Genomic DNA, 14,676 nt, shown 5'->3' with positions numbered 1-14,676 from the left:
GAACACGCGGCGAGGCTCCGGTGTCGCTATCGCCCCTCTTTGTCGGAAAATCTTTTGCCGACCTTCCCGGCTGGAACGATGACGATCATCTGGCGGCCTTCGCCGCCTTTCGCCGCTCGGCCTTTCACGTCCTGACCAAACCGTATCGCAGCGGTGCGCTCGGCATCGATTTTGGTGCCTTCGCCGATATCTACGCCGAGGCTCGCACCGTTTCGCCGGCGAATCGGTCGCCATTTCTGGATCGAAAGGAAGCCCGGGCTTTCTTCGAGCGCCATTTCTCGCCCGTGCATATCCCCGCCGAGAACGGCGGCGTCGGCCTCGTCACCGGTTTTTATGAGCCCGTCGTCGAAGCGTCGCCGGTGCGAACCGAGCGCTTTTCGGTGCCGCTGCTGTCGCGCCCGGCCGATCTCGTCGATATCGACGACGGCAACCGGCCGCCCGGCCTGGACCCTTACCTCGCCTTCGCTCGCCAGACCGGGGACCGGCTGGTCGAATATCCCGACCGTGGCGAGATCGAGCGCGGGGCGCTGACCGGCAAAGGCCTGGAAATCGCCTGGCTGGCCGACAAGGTCGATGCCTTTTTCATTCACGTGCAGGGTGCCGCACGACTGAACATGACCGACGGCCGGCTTTCCCGCGTCACCTATGCCGCCAAATCCGGCCAGCGCTTCACCGGGCCCGGCAAGGTGTTGAGCGAACTGGGAGAAATCCCGTTGGCGCAGGTGACGATGCAGTCAATCCGCGCCTGGTTCAAGGCGAATCCGGACCGCGTCGATGAGATCCTGCGGCGGAACCGCTCCTACATCTTCTTCCGCGAGGCCGATGTCGAGGACAGGTCGCTCGGTCCGATCGCCGCCGCCAAGGTGCCGCTGACGCCGGGCCGCTCCATCGCCGTCGACCGCCTGCTGCACACATTCGGCACGCCGTTCTATATCGATGCGCCGACGCTCACCGCCTTCGACGCCAAACCGTTCCGGCGCCTGATGATCGCGCAGGACACCGGCTCGGCCATCACCGGGCCGGCGCGGGGAGATCTCTTCGCCGGTTCGGGCGACGCCGCCGGCGCGATCGCCGGCGTGGTGCGCAACGCCGCTGATTTTTATGCGCTGGTGCCGCGCGCGCTCGTTTCGGGGTCGAATCGATGACCCGGCGCCCAAACAGACTCAGCGAAGCGAAGCTGAGCGAAGACGACCGGGTGCTGTGGAACCTAGTGGCGCGCACGGCCAAGCCGCTCAAGGGCAGGATCGCCGTCGACATTCCCGAAATTGCCACCGAGGCCAGGCCGACACCGCCGCAAGCGGCGCCGGCCGCCGCCAATCCGCCCGGCGCGGCAAAGCCGAAGACGCAGCATGTCGCGCATGCGCTCGACGAGCCGACGCTGGACAAGCTGTCGAAGGGCCGGCTGCCGATCGAAGGCCGGGTCGATCTGCACGGCCTGACCCAGGACGAGGCCTATTCGCTGCTGTTCTCGTTCCTGCACCGAGCGCATGCCGGCGGCATCCGCTATGTGCTGGTCATAACCGGCAAGGGATCGTCCTCAGGCGGCGATGGCGTCTTGCGACGCGCCGTACCGGCCTGGCTGTCGACGCCTGCTTTCCGCCCGCTGGTCTCCAGCCACGACCACGCCGCCCGCAACCATGGCGGTTCGGGCGCGCTTTATATCCGGCTGCGGCGGCTTCGATCGTGAGGAGTTCGCTCATGAAGGTGGGTACATGACCCCGTTCGGCGAGAAGCTGCGGGCGCTGCGAGGCGAACGCGGCGTCAGCCAGAAGGACATGGCGGCGGCGATCGGCGTCAGCGCCGCCTATCTGTCGGCGCTCGAGCATGGCAGGCGCGGCGCGCCGACCTGGACGCTGATCCAGAAGATCATCGGTTATTTCAACATCATCTGGGACGACGCCGAGGATCTGGCGCGGCTGGCCGAAGCCTCGCATCCCCGCGTCAAGCTCGACACGTCGGGTCTAAGCCCCGCCGCTACCGAGCTGGCCAATCTGCTGGCCGAGAACATCGAGAAACTCGACGAGGCGGAGCTTCGCCGCATCACCGCGTCGATCCGCGCGGCGCTCGGCCGGCGACCGTAGCTTCGCGATCCGCGCCGGAGGCGCGCCTTGGCGATTTTCTCGCGAAGGCGTTTCGCTTTACGTGAAGAGATGCCCGCCGGCGATCCGCCAGCAGGCATCTGTGGTGAGATCATTTCTTGCCGGCCGTGCCGCCATTGTTTCCCCGGCCGCCCTTGTCGTTATGGTCGTGGCCATTGTTTCCACCGCCCAGGCAGTTCGACTCGCCGACGCTGCAACAGCGGCCGCTCCACAAATCGTTGGTCGAGGTGTTGGCGCAGCTTGGGATGGTCTGGTTGGCCAAGGCGGGTCCGGCCAGTGCCGATAACGCGATGGCGGCGAGGAATGCATTTCGCAAAAGTAAAGTCATCTGAAGTCTCCATGATTGGTTTCCGTCTACGGCCATGTGTCGTCGGCCGGGAGGAAATGGTTCACGGAGAGATGTGAAATTCTGTCGGAGGTGGTGTCGCGAGCAGCGACAGGGATCCAGTTGGCAACGTCGCGCTGCCCCTCATCCGCCTGCCGGCACCTTCTCCCCGTATAGTGACGGGGAGAAGGGAACTGGTCGCGACCTCGTCGCTCTTCTTGCAACGTTGATGATTGGCGAAACTGTTGGTGACGGCGTCTTTCTCCCCGTCACTATACGGGGAGAAATGCCCGGCAGGGCAATGAGGGGCGGCGCCGACCTTGGCATTGTAAAACAACGGAGAAACGCATCCCATGGGAGGCGCGAGCGCCGTCACGCTTTGAAGCGGCTGCGTCCAGCCGCTACTACTGAACCGCGCCGACCAGGACCTGCTGGCCGCCGCGGATCGAGACCCAGCGGCCGGTGTTGTCGATCGCCTGCCGCTTGAGGAAGCGGTAGCCGGTCGCGTCCCACGCCCTGACCTTGTCGGTCAGATTGTCGAGCACGTAGTCGCCCTTGTCGGTGCGCACCGTCAGTACGGCGTGGCCCTCGCCGTCAGGCTTGCGCACGACGGTGATCAGCAAATCGGCAAGCGAGATGCTCATGCGCGAAAGCTGGCGCCGCTTCTCCAGCACGTAGTCCTCGCAATCGCCGACGTCCTTGTCAGGATAGGCCCAGACCTCGTCCTTGCCATAAATGTCCATGTCGCTCATCGGCTTGACGGCGGCGTTGACCCTGGCGGTGACGTTGAGAAGCTTGCGCATCAGCCCGTCGGTCATTGGGGCCGGCGCGAGATTGGATGGGCGGATCGAGCATTCGCTGGGATGCAGCTTGCAGAAATCATAGTGGCCGATCGGCTGCGAGGTGAGGCCCCCGGTCGCCATCGCTCCGGCCGCCAAAGCCGGTGCTATCCAGCCTCCCGTTACCGCCAGCCAAGCCGCCGCGCATGCGCGCAGCCTTCGCGCCACTGATGAGGAAATCATTGTCCCCGCTCACCCTTTGTTATTAACGAAAGGTTAAGGGGGATTTACAGTCCATGTCAATTACGACGACGGCCGGATTGTCGGCATGGTTACCCGAGGGGCTGGACAGCGGCACTTGTGCAACAGGATCGCCGGCGGTTTTGCCGACCGAATCGCCCGAATTGTCGCCTCCAGGCCTTGTTTTATGCATGTCGTGCCCCGAAGCCACTGCGACCTCGGGTCACGCCCGTGAATTATCTTTTGGCTGTACGGACCAGCTTCGGCTTCACCGCGACACGGTTCTGGCGGCCATAGCTGGTGATGAAGTCGACGATGCGCGGCACGATTTCGGAGCGGAAGCGCGAGCCGTTGAACACGCCGTAATGGCCGACCGCCGGCTGCATGTAGTGGGCATGCCGCTCAGTGGGGATGTTGGGGCACAAATCGTGCGCCGCCTTGGTCTGGCCAAGGCCGGAAATATCGTCGTTCTCGCCTTCGACCGTGAACAGCGCGACGTTGCGGATATCAGACGGATCGATCCTGGTGCCGCGATGCGTCATCTCGCCCTTGGGCAAGGCCTGGCGCACGAAGACGGTATCGACGGTCTGCAGGTAGAACTCCGCCGTCAGGTCCATGACAGCCAGATATTCGTCGTAGAAATCGCGGTGCTTCACGGCATTGTCGCCGTCATGCTTCACAAGGTGCATGAAGAAGTCCTTGTGGGCGATGATGTGGCGGTCGAGGTTCATGCTCATGAAGCCGGACAGCTGCAGGAAGCCCGGATAGACCTCGCGGCCGAAGCCCGGCACCGGCCACGGCGCGCTCATGATGACATTGTCGCGGAACCAGTCGATGCCCTTTTCCTGCGCCAGCAGATTGACCGCGGTCGGGTTGCGGCGAGTGTCGATCGGTCCGCCCATCAGGGTCATCGTCGAGGGCACGAAGGGATCGCCCTTGGTTTCCATCAGCGCCACGGCGGCCAGCACCGGCACCGAAGGCTGGCACACCGCCATCACATGCGTGTCGGGACCCAGCGCATGCAGCATGTCGATGATGTAGTCGATATAATCGTCGAGATCGAAGCTGCCGTCGGCCAGCGGAACCATGCGGGCATCGACCCAGTCGGTGATGTGCACGTCGGCATGGGGCAGCATGGCTTCCACCGTGCCGCGCAGCAGCGTCGCATAGTGGCCCGACATCGGCGCCACGATCAAAAGCTTTGGGTCGGGCTTGCGCCCGGCGGGAACGGAGCGTTCGAAGCGGACGAGATTGCAGAACGGCCGCGACCAGACGGTCTTCTCGGCGACCTCGACGCTCTTCCAGTCGACCACCGTCTTGTCGAGGCCGAAGGTCGGCTTGCCGTAGCGGCGCGTCGTGCGCTCGAACAATTCGGCGGTCGCCGCGATCGAACGGCCGAAGGACGTGTGCGAAAACGGATTGAGCGGATTTCTGTAGAACAGCCGCACCGCATCGGCATAGAGGCGCGCCGGCTGCAAGGCCGCGTGGTTCATTTCGTAGAGCTGGTAGAACATCGAGAACCCCGCTGCTGCTGCGACCGAAGGGACGACGAGCAGCGCCGAGCCTTAAATGTCTCGCGGCGAAGTTAACAACTAATTGCTGCGATGCAATACGTCACGCGGCGTGACCAATGCTTCTTTGGTTCAAGGCACTGGGAATCGGCCCTGAATGGCGCCAGCCGGCTCAGTGTGCGGCTGCGAAATGTGTAAGTAATGTGTCCGGCCCCTCTTGCCGGAAACAGGAAGCTCAGACGCGCGCCATGCACACGGAAGTGTGGCCGGAACCAATGAAGCCGAGCTGGCCGGCCGCACCCTTCGACAGGTCGAGCACGCGACCCCTGATGAACGGGCCGCGATCGTTGATGCGCACGACGACGCTGCGGCCGTTGTTCTTGTTGGTTACCCTGAGCTTGGTGCCGAAAGGCAAAGTGCGGTGGGCGGCGGTCATTGCCGACGGGTTCATGCGCTCGCCCGATGCGGTCTTCGAGTGCAGGGCATACCACGAGGCGCGGCCGCACTGGCTGGCGGCGGTTGCCGAAGATGCGCCGACCATTAGGCCAGCAACGATCGTTACCGCGACAAGCGCGGTCTGTTTTGAGTTCTTCATATTTGAGGGATGGCTCCGTTTTCGACAGACCCCAGCCGTTAGGAGCCAAATAAGGCAGGAAATGCGGCAATCATCTGTCGGTTCCGTGGCGATGGCACACGTTTGGAGTCACTGGGTAACAGTCTGTCAGGGATTTTCCAGCGCGCGCTGATCAATTGATCATGATCTTCGACACGATATCCGGGATTTGTTTGACAAGATCGAGCGTTGATATCCAAGTAGAAGTGCGCGCGATCGGGTCCCTTCCTTTGGCTCTTTCATCGTGGCCGCAACCCCGCAACCGATCGACTTCAAAAGGGAGATCCGACAATGAGGCTAGCCAAAAATCTGCTGGCATTGATTGTGCTTGCCATTGGTGCGCTGTGGTCGCTGCAGGGCGTTGGCGTGATCGGCGGCAGCTTCATGACCGGCCAGTCGCAATGGCTCTATATCGGCCTCGTCACCATGCTGGTCGGCCTGATTGGGCTGGTGTGGGCGAACCGGTCAGGAGGGTAAGCTGCGATGGGAAGCGCTGGCGATCCGTCGCCTCGGCATCGCGAAGGATCGTGCGGAGCCGCCGGTTGCAATTGGCAAAAACGCCCATCCCTTCGTCATCCACGGGCGGAGCAAGGAGCGCAGCGACGCAGCGCAGACCCGAGGATCCATGCCGCGACTCAAACGCGTCGCCACGGTGGAGAATTCTGCTCTGCTGCATACTTCGGCCAAGGTCACGGCATGGATCCTCGGGTCTTCGCGTCCGCTTCGCTTCCGCTCCGCCCGTGGATGACGAAGTCGGGGAGGCCTCGGCCAAATCCCGAACGTTGAACTGCTTCTGCCCCGACAGCCTTACCCGAACAACCGATCCAGAATCTTGCCCTCAAGCCGCGCAAGCTCGACGGAACCGCGCCGGCGTGGCCGCTCCACGGGCACATCCAGATCGAGCGCGATCCGGCCTTCGCTGATCACCACGACCCGATCGGCGAGCGCGACCGCCTCGGCGACATCATGCGTGACCAGCACGGCGGTGAACCTCTGAGTCAGCCAGATGCGCTCCAGAAGCCGCTGCATCTCGATGCGGGTCAGCGCGTCGAGTGCGCCGAGCGGCTCATCGAGCGCCAGGATCTGCGGGTGGCCGACCAGAGCACGGGCCAGCGCCACGCGCTGCTTCTGGCCGCCGGACAGCACCGAGGGCCATTCGTCGGCACGATCGGCAAGCCCGACCGCGCCGAGAATGTCGAGCGCGCGTTGGCGCGCCTCCGCGCCGGAAGCTATCCCGGTCAGCCCGACCTGCACGTTTTTCACCACGCTGGCCCAGGGCAACAGCCGAGGTTCCTGGAACATGAAGCGGGTGCGGCCGTGGCCTTCCTCTTCCACTCCGAATGTCAGCGATCCTGACGTCGGCCGGTCGAGCCCGGCCAGCAGCCTGAGCAGCGTGCTCTTGCCGCAGCCGCTCTTGCCGATGACGGCCAGGAACTGCCCGGCCGGCACATCCAGATCGATGCCGTCGAGCACGATCTTGTCGCCGAAGCGCTTGCCGACATGCCTGAAGGCAAAGGCCCGCTGTCCTTCGACCGAGCCTATCGGCCGCGCCGGTGTGGCAACGAACGAGCGGGCGGCTGTCAGGCTGGTGGCTGTCATGGGCAATATCTCATTCGTTTTGGAAGGCCGGATGCCAGCCGAGCGACAGCCGCTCAAGCAGGCGGGCGAGGCTGTCGGCGAGCTTGCCGAGCAGCGCATAGATCAGGATCGACAGCACGACGACATCGATCAGCAGGAATTCTCGCGCCTGCATGGCCATGTAGCCGAGGCCGGAGCTGGCCGAGATGGTTTCGGCGACGATCAGCGTCAGCCACATGATGCCCAAGGCATAGCGCAGGCCGACGAAGATCGCCGGCAGCGCGCCAGGCAGGATCACGCGGAAGAACAGGGCGCGCCGATCCATGCCGTAGACGCGGCCCATCTCGACCAGCTGCGGATCGACGCTCTGGATGCCGAGCAGCGTGTTGACGTAGATCGGAAAGAACACGCCGAGCGCCACCAGGAACAGCTTTGCTTCCTCGTCGATGCCGAACCACAGGATGACCAGCGGGATCAGCGCCAGGTGCGGAATGTTGCGGATCATCTGCAGCGTCGTGTCGGTCAGGCCGCGGCTCAGCGTCGACAATCCGTTGGCGAGCCCAAGCGCAAAGCCGATCGAGCCGCCGACGGCGAAGCCGGCAAGCGCGCGTGCGGTGCTGATGCCGATGTTGCGGATCAGTTCGCCCGACAGCGTCAGCCGCCAGAAGGCCTCGGCGACGGCGCTTGGCGCCGGCAGCACGTTGGCCGGCATGACGCCCGCCCGTGATGCAATCTCCCAGCCGGCGATCACCAGCGCCGGCAGCAGCCAGCCGATGCCATTGCCGCGGAGGCCTGCGCCAAAGCTCATGACGAGGCCTGCAGGCGGTTGGCGCCATGGAAGCCGACCGAGAATTCGTTGGCGATGTTCTCATGCGCCCGCTGCCGCCTGGTGCCGAGCCCGAGTTTTGGGAATAGCAGCTCGGCGACGCGGTAGGCTTCCTCGAGATGCGGATAGCCGGAGCCGATGATGGTATCGATGCCGATCGCCTGATATTCGCGGATGCGCTCGGTGATCTGCTCCGGCGTGCCGACCAGAGCCGTGCCGGCGCCGCCGCGCACCAGCCCGACGCCGGCCCACAGATTGGGCGACACCACCAGCCTGTCGCGACGGCCGCCATGCAGTTCGGCCATGCGACGCTGGCCGACCGAGTCCATCTGGGTGAGGAAACGCGCCTGCGCGTTTTCGATCTGGGCGTCGGTGACGTGGCTGATCAGCCGGTCGGCGGCGCGCCAGGCTTCCTCCTCGGTCTCGCGCACGATGAAATGCAGCCGGATGCCGAAGCGCAGTTTTCTGCCGCGCAGCCCCGCTTTCCTGCGTGCCGCAGCAAGCTTCTCGGCCACCTGCGCCGGCGGCTCGCCCCAGGTCAGATACATGTCGACCAGATCGGCGGCGAGATCCTGCCCGGCATCCGACGACCCGCCGAAATAAAGCGGCGGCCGCTCTTGGCGCGGCAAAAGGTCGAGGCGGCCATTCTCGACGCGGTAATATTTGCCGTCGAAATTGACGCGCTCGCCCGACACCAGTCCGCGCCAGATGGTCAGGAATTCATGCGCCTGGGCATAGCGCTCGTCATGCGGCAGGAAGACGCCGTCGCCGGCGAGCTCGGTCGGATTGCCGCCGACCACGACATTGAGCAGAAGCCGGCCATTGCTCAGCCGGTCGAGGGCCGCCGTCTGGCGCGCGGCAAAGGTTGGCAGCGTCACGCCCGGCCGCAGCGCGACGAGGAATTTCAGTTTTTCGGTGAGCGTCGCAAGGCCCGTCGCGGTGATCCAGGAATCCTCGCAGTTTTGTCCGGTCGGCAACAGCACGCCGGGAAAGCCAAGCCTGTCGACCGCCTGCGCGATCTCCTTGAAGTAACCGAACTCCGGCGGCCGCTGCTGCTCCTCGGAACCGAGATAGGAGCCGTCGCCATGCGTCGGGATGAACCAGAAGAAAGCGAGCGGTGCGGTGCTGGCTGGCGCGGTCATGTCTGGCCTCTTGGAAGGTGCAAACGTCGAACGGTGCCGGGCGTTCTCGCCCGGCACCGTCGGAGAAAAAATCAATTGCCTGGCGCGGTCCACACCGCGTCGGAAATGCGGACCGCCTTCGGGATCAGCCCGAGCTTGAAGAAGCGGTCGGCGGTCGCCTGCTGGCCCGCGACGATCTCGTCGGTGATCGGAATGATGCCGAATTTGGTGCGGTTGGCGGCGATCGTCTGCGCGTCGAGCGGCACACCGGTCACCTCGTGCAGCGCCTCGGCCACCTTGTCGCGGTTCTGGTCGGCCCATTTCGCCGCCTCGCCGAGGGCCGCGATCGTCGTCGTGACGATCTCGGGGTGCGCCTTGGCGAAATCCTTGTTGGCGAGGAAATAGGTGTTGACCCTGAGCACCTCGCTGGAGCGGGCCAGCACACGCGGCTGGTAGCGGGTTTCGGCGATGGCGAAGAACGGATCCCAGACGGCCCAGGCGTCGATCTGGTCGCTGGCGAAGGCGGCGGCCGCATCCGCGGGGCTCAGATAGACCGGCGTGATCTGGTCGAACGGGATGCCGGCCTTTTCCAGCGCGGCGACGAGCAGATTGTGCGCACTGGTGCCCTTGCCGACGCCGACGCGTTTGCCTTTCAGGTCGGCGACCGACTGGATGGACGAGGCCGGCTTGACGAAGATCGCCTCGCCCTCGCCATTCGACGGCAGTGCCGCCGCATAGACGATATTGGCGCCGGCCGACTGGCCGAAGATCGGCGGCGCATCGCCGGTCCATCCGGCATCGATGGCGCCGACATTGAGGGCCTCGACCAGCGGCGGCCCGGCGGTGAACTCGACCCATTTGACGGTGACGCCCTTGTCTTCAAGCGCCTTTTCGATCACCTGCTGCTGCTTGGCGATCACCGGCAGGCCGGTCTTCTGATAGCCGATGCTGAACTGCTTCAGCTCCTGCGCGGCGGCGCCGAACGACACGGCAGCGCTTGCCGCCAGCAGCCCTATACCGAAAACTCGTCTGGTCAGATTGAAGTGCTTGGTAATATTGAACATGATCCCTCTCCTTCGATGCGGACCGGCGCCGGGAAAATGGCCTCGCCGGTTGGAAGATGGGATCAGGCTAGGTAGTTCTATAAACTTAGTAGAGGAATGATTTTGCGAGATGGGTTTGAAGAGCGGATTTGTTTTCTGCGGCAGCCCATCGCTTCGTCATCCTAGGGCGAAGCAAGGAGCGCAGCGACGCGGCGCAGACCCTAGGATCCATGCCGTGACATTTGCCTTAGAATGCAACGGATCAGAATGGCGCTTGTACACGCACCAACGCGGGCTACCCTTCAACCATGACCGGCTATGTCTACATGTCCGCAAGCCAGAAGGGCGGCACCATTTACATCGGCGTCACCAACGATCTCGGCCGCCGCATGCCGGAGCACAAATCCGGTGAAGGCTCGGGCTTCACCAGCCGCTACGGCGTTCAGCGGCTGGTCTGGTACGAAGAATATTTCGATATCACCGCTGCTATCCAGCGCGAGAAGTCGCTGAAACGTTGGCCGCGCCAATGGAAGATCGAATTGATCGAAAAGGCCAATCCGGAATGGTTCGAGCTGTTTCGCGGGACGGGGTGGTAGGCGTCCGGTTTCTTGCACCGCCGGAGCACTGCATCGCTGTCGCGGCATGGATCCTAGGGTCTGCGCCGCGTCGCTTCGCTCCTTGCTTCGCCCTAGGATGACGAAGGGAAGGGTTGTTTCGGCCAGCCTCGAGGCGTCCAATTGGGCTAAATGGCGATCAACTCGCCAAGCACCCGCCGCCCCCTCACTGCGACCAATATTGCCAGGCCCAGTAGAAACTCTCGTCGCGCGGCGGCAGCCGGTCGCGCTCGGCGTCCCAGTGCACCGGCGCCGGCGATTTCGGTTGCTGTTCAAGCGACTGTTTGTCCCTGGTCCGGGCGAGAAGCCAGTTGCCGACCTGGGCGAACAGCACGGCGGTGGAATGGGTCATCGTCATCCTCTCCTGCTCTTCCGGTTCCAGTCACTCCCGTCCCGCCCACGGGACAAGCACGCGTTCGATCCTGCGGATGGTGAATTCGAGCACGAAGGCGATGGCCGCGATCACCAATATGCCCATCACCACCACGTCGGTGACGAGGAACTGGGCGGCCGACTGGATCATGAAGCCGAGCCCGCGCGTCGCCGCGACCAGTTCGGCGGCGACCAGCGTCGACCAGCCGGCGCCGAGCGCGATGCGCAGGCCGGTCAGGATCGCGGGCAGCGCGCTGGGCAGGATGACGTGGCGGACTACCTGTCCTCGTGTCGCGCCAAGCGAGCGCGCCGCGTTGATGCGCTCCTGCGAGACGCCGCGAACGCCGGACGCGGTCGACAATGCCACCGGCGCCAGCATCGCGATCGCGATGACCAGGATCTTCGACGGCTCGCCGATGCCGAACCAGATGATGACCAGCGGCAGATAGGCGAGCGGCGGGATCGGCCGCAGGAATTCCAGCAGCGGATCGAAGATGCCGCGTCCTACCGTGCTGATGCCGATGGCCAGACCAACCGGCACGCCGACGAGGATGGCGGCGACCAGCGCGGCAAAGACTCGGCCCAGGCTGGCGACGACATGCTGCAGCAGCGTCGCATCGACGAAGCCGTCGCGAGCGACGACGATAAATTTGGTCCACACCGCGAGCGGCGAGGGCAGGAACACCGGCGACACCAATTGCAGGCGGGCCGACAGCGCCCACAGGGCCAGCACCATCAGGATGGTGACCGCGCTGACCGCCCGCGCCGAAATGCCTTTGCGTTTCGGGCTGGGCCGCGACCACGGCACCGACAGGCCGTCCGCTTCGTCGATCTTGTGTCCTGGCCGTTCCGTGTAGGAGGTAACGGTCATGCCGCCTCTCCTTCGAAGATCGCATCGGTCAGTTCGCCTCGAGCCGTGGCAAAAGCCGGATCGGCCTTGATGGTGCGAATGGCTTCGCCGGACGCGTAGCGCCTGGAGAAACCGGGCTCGAAGCTCCGCACCACGCGGCCCGGGCCGGGCGCCAGCACGACGATGCGGGTCGCGAGCACCAGCGCCTCCTCGATGCCGTGCGTCACCATCAGCACGCCGACATCGCTTGCCGTCCACAGATCGAGCAGCGTCGTCTGCATCCGCTCGCGCGTCAGCGCGTCGAGGGCGCCAAGCGGCTCGTCGAGCAGCAGGAATTCGGGTTCGGCGGCCAGGGCGCGAGCCAGGCCGACGCGCTGGCGCATGCCGCCGGAAAGCTCCCAGATGCGCTTGTCGCCGGCATCGTTGAGTTTCACCAGCGCCAAAAGTTCATCGGCGCGGCGCGCCCGCTCGGCCGGTCTGACACCGCGCAGCCGCAGCGCGAAGGCAACGTTTTCGCGCGCGGTCAGCCACGGAAACAGCGCATCGTTCTGGAACACCACCGCCCGGTCCGAGCCAGGTGCTGTGATCGGCCTGCCGTTGATGGAGGCACGCCCACGCGCCGGCGCGACAAGGCCGGCGGCGACATTGAGCAGCGAGGTCTTGCCGCAACCGGAACGGCCGACCAGCACGACGAAGTCGCCCCTGGCGATATCGATCGAAACCCGTTCGACGGCCGGTGCTGCCTGGCCGTCATATTGGATCGAGACCTTGTCCAGTACGAGATGCGGCATGGGTGCCTCGCCGATTTGGAAGGAAGATCCGACTGCCCCGGAACAGCTCCTCGTCAGCGGTTCCGGGGCGGGCAGCACGCGGCGTCAGGGAAGAAGATCCGCGCGTGTCCAGTGTGAGTCAGGCGCTCAGTTCGAGGCCAGCGCCTGGGTGACGTATTTCGACGACACGTATTTCGAATAGTCCGGCAGCACGGCGTCGATCTTGCCTTGCTCCTTGAGGAAGGCGGACGCTCGCTTCGATCGCCTTGACCGTGCTGCCGCCGAGGAATTTGTCCGAAGCCTGCTCTTCCAGCGTCGGGAAGACATAGCCCTTGAGCAGCTGCGGCACCTCTTCCAGCTTGGCGCCGGTGAGCTTGGCGATCGCGGCCGCCTGTGGCGACGAAACCGACCACGCATCAGGCTTGGCGAGGAATTCGGAATAGGCCGCACCCGTTACCTTGACGAAGTCGCGCACGGCCTCGGGGTTCTTTTCGGCAAAGTCGGTGCGCACGATCCAGGCGTCGAAGGTCGGCGCGCCCCAGGCCGCGACCTGCGAGGAATCCAGCACAACCTTGCCTGTCGTCTTGATCTGCCCGAGTGCCGGATCCCAGACATAGGCCGCGTCGATATCGCCGCGCGAGAAGGCCGCCGCGATCTCCGGTGGCCGCAGGTTGAGGATCTCGACCGACTTCGGATCGACGCCCTCATGCTTCAACGCGGCGAGCAGGCTGTAATGCGTCGTCGAGACGAAAGGCACAGCGACTTTCTTGCCGGCGAGGTCGGTGACTTTCTCGATACCGGCGCCGTTGCGCGCCACCAGCGCCTCGGATTGCCCGATCAGGCCGACGACGAAGATGGTCTGGATCGGCAGCTCGCGGCTTGCCGCCGCCGCCAGCGGGCTCGAGCCGACATAGCCTATGTCGACCGAGCCGGATGCGACCGCGGCGATGACATCGGCGCCGGAATCGAATTTGCGCCAATCGATCGCCGCCTTCGTCGCCTTTTCATAGGCGCCGTCGGCCTGCGGCACCTTCGAGGGTTCGACCACCGTCTGGTAGCCGATGGTGATGTTGAGGTCGTCGGCAAGGGCCGGGCCGAGGAAGGCGGCACCGGCAAGTGCCGCCGACGAGAGCAGAACAATGCGTCGCGAAATGGTGGACATGAAGGGCTCCTGAGAAGAGAAAAATCGGAATGCCCCATGATAGTCAGCTAATTCTATCGCTCTTGTAGAGTTAAATCCTTCCAACGAAGGCGGGCTTGTTAGAAAAAAGTCGTCGGTGGTGAGGTGGCGAGGCGGATAGGGCAGCTACGGCGGGCAAACATCAGGCGTCGCGCAGGGCGAACCTTTTAATGCCGGCGGGACAGCACGCCCCTCTGTCCTGCCGGACATCTCCCCCGCAAGGAGGGAGATCGGCTGTCATCCCGGCTTTCGCCAATCTCCACCGTTGCAAGAAGAGCGGAGCGCCGAAGCTGCCAATCTCCCCCCTTGCGGGGGAGATGCCCGGCAGGGCAGAGGGGGGTGCTGTCCCGCCAGCCTCTCAATTCTGCGCCGCCGATCACGAACCTAAATTCCTCCATCGATCCAAATCAGGCAAATCCATGCCTCGAACAGCCCTCGATTCGAAAACATCTTCCACGTGTTCGGGGGTAAGTATAGTATTCTTATCGACATGAGGTAGTTGGAGTCGACGATGAGCGGCCACCACATCACCATGATCGCTAGCGGCATGGATCGGCTTTCGCCGTCGCGTCAGTCGATGCCAGCCACATCCAGCCCTGGAGGACCATTTGCCATCCCGCTGCCGTCGAAGCGCAGTTTTGTGCTCTTAAGGGCACAAAGGCTGGTCAAAATGGCCGCAGCGGCTTGAAAACGAAGCAAAATCAACATTCCTCGGCTTGTACATCATGTCACTAGAATTTATGTGTCATGGCAGT

At 64.1% G+C, this 14,676-nt stretch carries 17 protein-coding genes and 1 pseudogene; 5 read left to right on the top strand and 13 right to left on the bottom strand.

From position 1 onward, the window contains the following. The first annotated feature begins 20 nt into the window (after positions 1–20). From mltA to NKH03_RS17060, 3 genes are read left to right on the top strand one after another with little or no spacing between them, the layout of a single operon-like run. Positions 21–1,145, top strand: a complete 1,125-nt coding sequence (gene mltA, locus NKH03_RS17070; protein ID WP_352969405.1) for a murein transglycosylase A — start codon at positions 21–23, stop codon at positions 1,143–1,145. Further along, positions 1,142–1,687: a Smr/MutS family protein gene (locus tag NKH03_RS17065; RefSeq protein WP_352969403.1), complete on the top strand. Its 546-nt coding sequence runs from the start codon at positions 1,142–1,144 to the stop codon at positions 1,685–1,687. The genes mltA and NKH03_RS17065 overlap by 4 nt, the downstream gene beginning before the upstream one ends. A 25-nt stretch (positions 1,688–1,712) precedes the next feature. After that, positions 1,713–2,081, top strand: coding sequence for a helix-turn-helix domain-containing protein (locus NKH03_RS17060; protein WP_352873632.1), 369 nt, complete (start codon positions 1,713–1,715; stop codon positions 2,079–2,081). 109 nt (positions 2,082–2,190) lie between these two features. Here the strand turns inward: NKH03_RS17060 and NKH03_RS17055 are convergent, their stop codons facing one another. The 4 genes from NKH03_RS17055 to NKH03_RS17040 all read right to left on the bottom strand — a co-directional run bounded on the left by NKH03_RS17055 (position 2,191) and on the right by NKH03_RS17040 (position 5,549). Next, on the bottom strand, positions 2,191–2,427 hold the full coding sequence (locus tag NKH03_RS17055) for a hypothetical protein (RefSeq protein WP_352883181.1): 237 nt from the start codon (positions 2,425–2,427) through the stop codon (positions 2,191–2,193). A 401-nt stretch (positions 2,428–2,828) separates the two neighbouring features. Further along, entirely contained in the window at positions 2,829–3,446 is a 618-nt protein-coding gene (locus NKH03_RS17050) for a transglutaminase-like cysteine peptidase (RefSeq protein ID WP_352969401.1), read from the bottom strand. Between the two features lie 233 nt (positions 3,447–3,679). Then, positions 3,680–4,957: a polyhydroxyalkanoate depolymerase gene (locus NKH03_RS17045; RefSeq protein WP_352873627.1), complete on the bottom strand. Its 1,278-nt coding sequence runs from the start codon at positions 4,955–4,957 to the stop codon at positions 3,680–3,682. Positions 4,958–5,189: 232 nt separating this feature from the next. Then, on the bottom strand, positions 5,190–5,549 hold the full coding sequence (locus tag NKH03_RS17040; protein ID WP_352873625.1) for a septal ring lytic transglycosylase RlpA family protein: 360 nt from the start codon (positions 5,547–5,549) through the stop codon (positions 5,190–5,192). A 309-nt stretch (positions 5,550–5,858) separates the two neighbouring features. Here NKH03_RS17040 and NKH03_RS17035 point away from each other — a divergent pair, with 309 nt between their 5' ends. Next, positions 5,859–6,044 (top strand): hypothetical protein, encoded by a 186-nt coding sequence (locus tag NKH03_RS17035; RefSeq protein ID WP_352969399.1) that lies wholly within the window; start codon positions 5,859–5,861, stop codon positions 6,042–6,044. 330 nt (positions 6,045–6,374) lie between these two features. On the opposite strand, the gene NKH03_RS17030 is transcribed toward NKH03_RS17035, so the two are convergent. From NKH03_RS17030 to NKH03_RS17015, 4 genes are all read right to left on the bottom strand, one after another. Beyond that, positions 6,375–7,166 carry an ATP-binding cassette domain-containing protein gene (locus NKH03_RS17030; protein ID WP_352969397.1) on the bottom strand — a complete coding sequence of 264 codons (792 nt, stop codon included), beginning with the start codon at positions 7,164–7,166 and terminating at the stop codon, positions 6,375–6,377. A gap of 10 nt (positions 7,167–7,176) precedes the next feature. Beyond that, complete coding sequence (locus tag NKH03_RS17025; protein WP_352874078.1) at positions 7,177–7,953, bottom strand: ABC transporter permease subunit; 777 nt, start codon at positions 7,951–7,953, stop codon at positions 7,177–7,179. Further along, complete coding sequence (gene ssuD, locus NKH03_RS17020) at positions 7,950–9,113, bottom strand: FMNH2-dependent alkanesulfonate monooxygenase (protein WP_352969395.1); 1,164 nt, start codon at positions 9,111–9,113, stop codon at positions 7,950–7,952. The genes NKH03_RS17025 and ssuD overlap by 4 nt, the downstream gene beginning before the upstream one ends. A 71-nt stretch (positions 9,114–9,184) precedes the next feature. Next, positions 9,185–10,156 (bottom strand): sulfonate ABC transporter substrate-binding protein, encoded by a 972-nt coding sequence (locus tag NKH03_RS17015; protein ID WP_352969393.1) that lies wholly within the window; start codon positions 10,154–10,156, stop codon positions 9,185–9,187. Between the two features lie 287 nt (positions 10,157–10,443). On the opposite strand from NKH03_RS17015, the gene NKH03_RS17010 reads away from it, so the two are divergent. Further along, positions 10,444–10,731, top strand: a complete 288-nt coding sequence (locus NKH03_RS17010; protein WP_352969391.1) for a GIY-YIG nuclease family protein — start codon at positions 10,444–10,446, stop codon at positions 10,729–10,731. A 184-nt stretch (positions 10,732–10,915) separates the two neighbouring features. Here NKH03_RS17010 and NKH03_RS17005 read toward each other — a convergent pair whose 3' ends face one another. The 5 genes and pseudogenes from NKH03_RS17005 to NKH03_RS16985 all read right to left on the bottom strand — a co-directional run bounded on the left by NKH03_RS17005 (position 10,916) and on the right by NKH03_RS16985 (position 14,629). After that, on the bottom strand, positions 10,916–11,101 hold the full coding sequence (locus NKH03_RS17005) for a hypothetical protein (RefSeq protein ID WP_352969389.1): 186 nt from the start codon (positions 11,099–11,101) through the stop codon (positions 10,916–10,918). 30 nt (positions 11,102–11,131) lie between these two features. Next, positions 11,132–11,992: an ABC transporter permease subunit gene (locus NKH03_RS17000; protein ID WP_352969387.1), complete on the bottom strand. Its 861-nt coding sequence runs from the start codon at positions 11,990–11,992 to the stop codon at positions 11,132–11,134. Next, positions 11,989–12,762, bottom strand: a complete 774-nt coding sequence (locus NKH03_RS16995; RefSeq protein WP_352969385.1) for a taurine ABC transporter ATP-binding protein — start codon at positions 12,760–12,762, stop codon at positions 11,989–11,991. Before NKH03_RS16995 ends, NKH03_RS17000 begins: the two co-directional genes overlap by 4 nt. A gap of 126 nt (positions 12,763–12,888) precedes the next feature. Then, a pseudogene (gene tauA / locus NKH03_RS16990) lies at positions 12,889–13,903 on the bottom strand (taurine ABC transporter substrate-binding protein). 588 nt (positions 13,904–14,491) lie between these two features. Next, positions 14,492–14,629, bottom strand: a complete 138-nt coding sequence (locus tag NKH03_RS16985; RefSeq protein ID WP_352883170.1) for a hypothetical protein — start codon at positions 14,627–14,629, stop codon at positions 14,492–14,494. Between the last annotated feature and the right edge of the window lie 47 nt (positions 14,630–14,676).

The sequence above is a fragment of the Mesorhizobium sp. M1406 genome (assembly GCF_040317555.1).
GTDB lineage: Bacteria > Pseudomonadota > Alphaproteobacteria > Rhizobiales > Rhizobiaceae > Mesorhizobium.
This window is presented reverse-complemented; position numbering and strand designations above follow the sequence as displayed.

Bases quoted from the DNA above. Each gene is read 5' to 3' on its own strand.
- NKH03_RS17025 (WP_352874078.1), bottom strand. From the start codon at position 7,953: ATGAGCTTTGGCGCAGGCCTCCGCGGCAATGGCATCGGCTGGCTGCTG.
- NKH03_RS17030 (WP_352969397.1), bottom strand. From the start codon at position 7,166: ATGACAGCCACCAGCCTGACAGCCGCCCGCTCGTTCGTTGCCACACCG.
- NKH03_RS16985 (WP_352883170.1), bottom strand. From the start codon at position 14,629: ATGTTGATTTTGCTTCGTTTTCAAGCCGCTGCGGCCATTTTGACCAGC.
- NKH03_RS17010 (WP_352969391.1), top strand. From the start codon at position 10,444: ATGACCGGCTATGTCTACATGTCCGCAAGCCAGAAGGGCGGCACCATT.
- ssuD (WP_352969395.1), bottom strand. From the start codon at position 9,113: ATGACCGCGCCAGCCAGCACCGCACCGCTCGCTTTCTTCTGGTTCATC.
- NKH03_RS17035 (WP_352969399.1), top strand. From the start codon at position 5,859: ATGAGGCTAGCCAAAAATCTGCTGGCATTGATTGTGCTTGCCATTGGT.
- NKH03_RS16995 (WP_352969385.1), bottom strand. From the start codon at position 12,762: ATGCCGCATCTCGTACTGGACAAGGTCTCGATCCAATATGACGGCCAG.
- NKH03_RS17015 (WP_352969393.1), bottom strand. From the start codon at position 10,156: ATGTTCAATATTACCAAGCACTTCAATCTGACCAGACGAGTTTTCGGT.
- NKH03_RS17000 (WP_352969387.1), bottom strand. From the start codon at position 11,992: ATGACCGTTACCTCCTACACGGAACGGCCAGGACACAAGATCGACGAA.
- NKH03_RS17045 (WP_352873627.1), bottom strand. From the start codon at position 4,957: ATGTTCTACCAGCTCTACGAAATGAACCACGCGGCCTTGCAGCCGGCG.
- NKH03_RS17040 (WP_352873625.1), bottom strand. From the start codon at position 5,549: ATGAAGAACTCAAAACAGACCGCGCTTGTCGCGGTAACGATCGTTGCT.
- NKH03_RS17065 (WP_352969403.1), top strand. From the start codon at position 1,142: ATGACCCGGCGCCCAAACAGACTCAGCGAAGCGAAGCTGAGCGAAGAC.
- NKH03_RS17055 (WP_352883181.1), bottom strand. From the start codon at position 2,427: ATGACTTTACTTTTGCGAAATGCATTCCTCGCCGCCATCGCGTTATCG.
- NKH03_RS17005 (WP_352969389.1), bottom strand. From the start codon at position 11,101: ATGACCCATTCCACCGCCGTGCTGTTCGCCCAGGTCGGCAACTGGCTT.
- NKH03_RS17060 (WP_352873632.1), top strand. From the start codon at position 1,713: ATGACCCCGTTCGGCGAGAAGCTGCGGGCGCTGCGAGGCGAACGCGGC.
- NKH03_RS17050 (WP_352969401.1), bottom strand. From the start codon at position 3,446: ATGATTTCCTCATCAGTGGCGCGAAGGCTGCGCGCATGCGCGGCGGCT.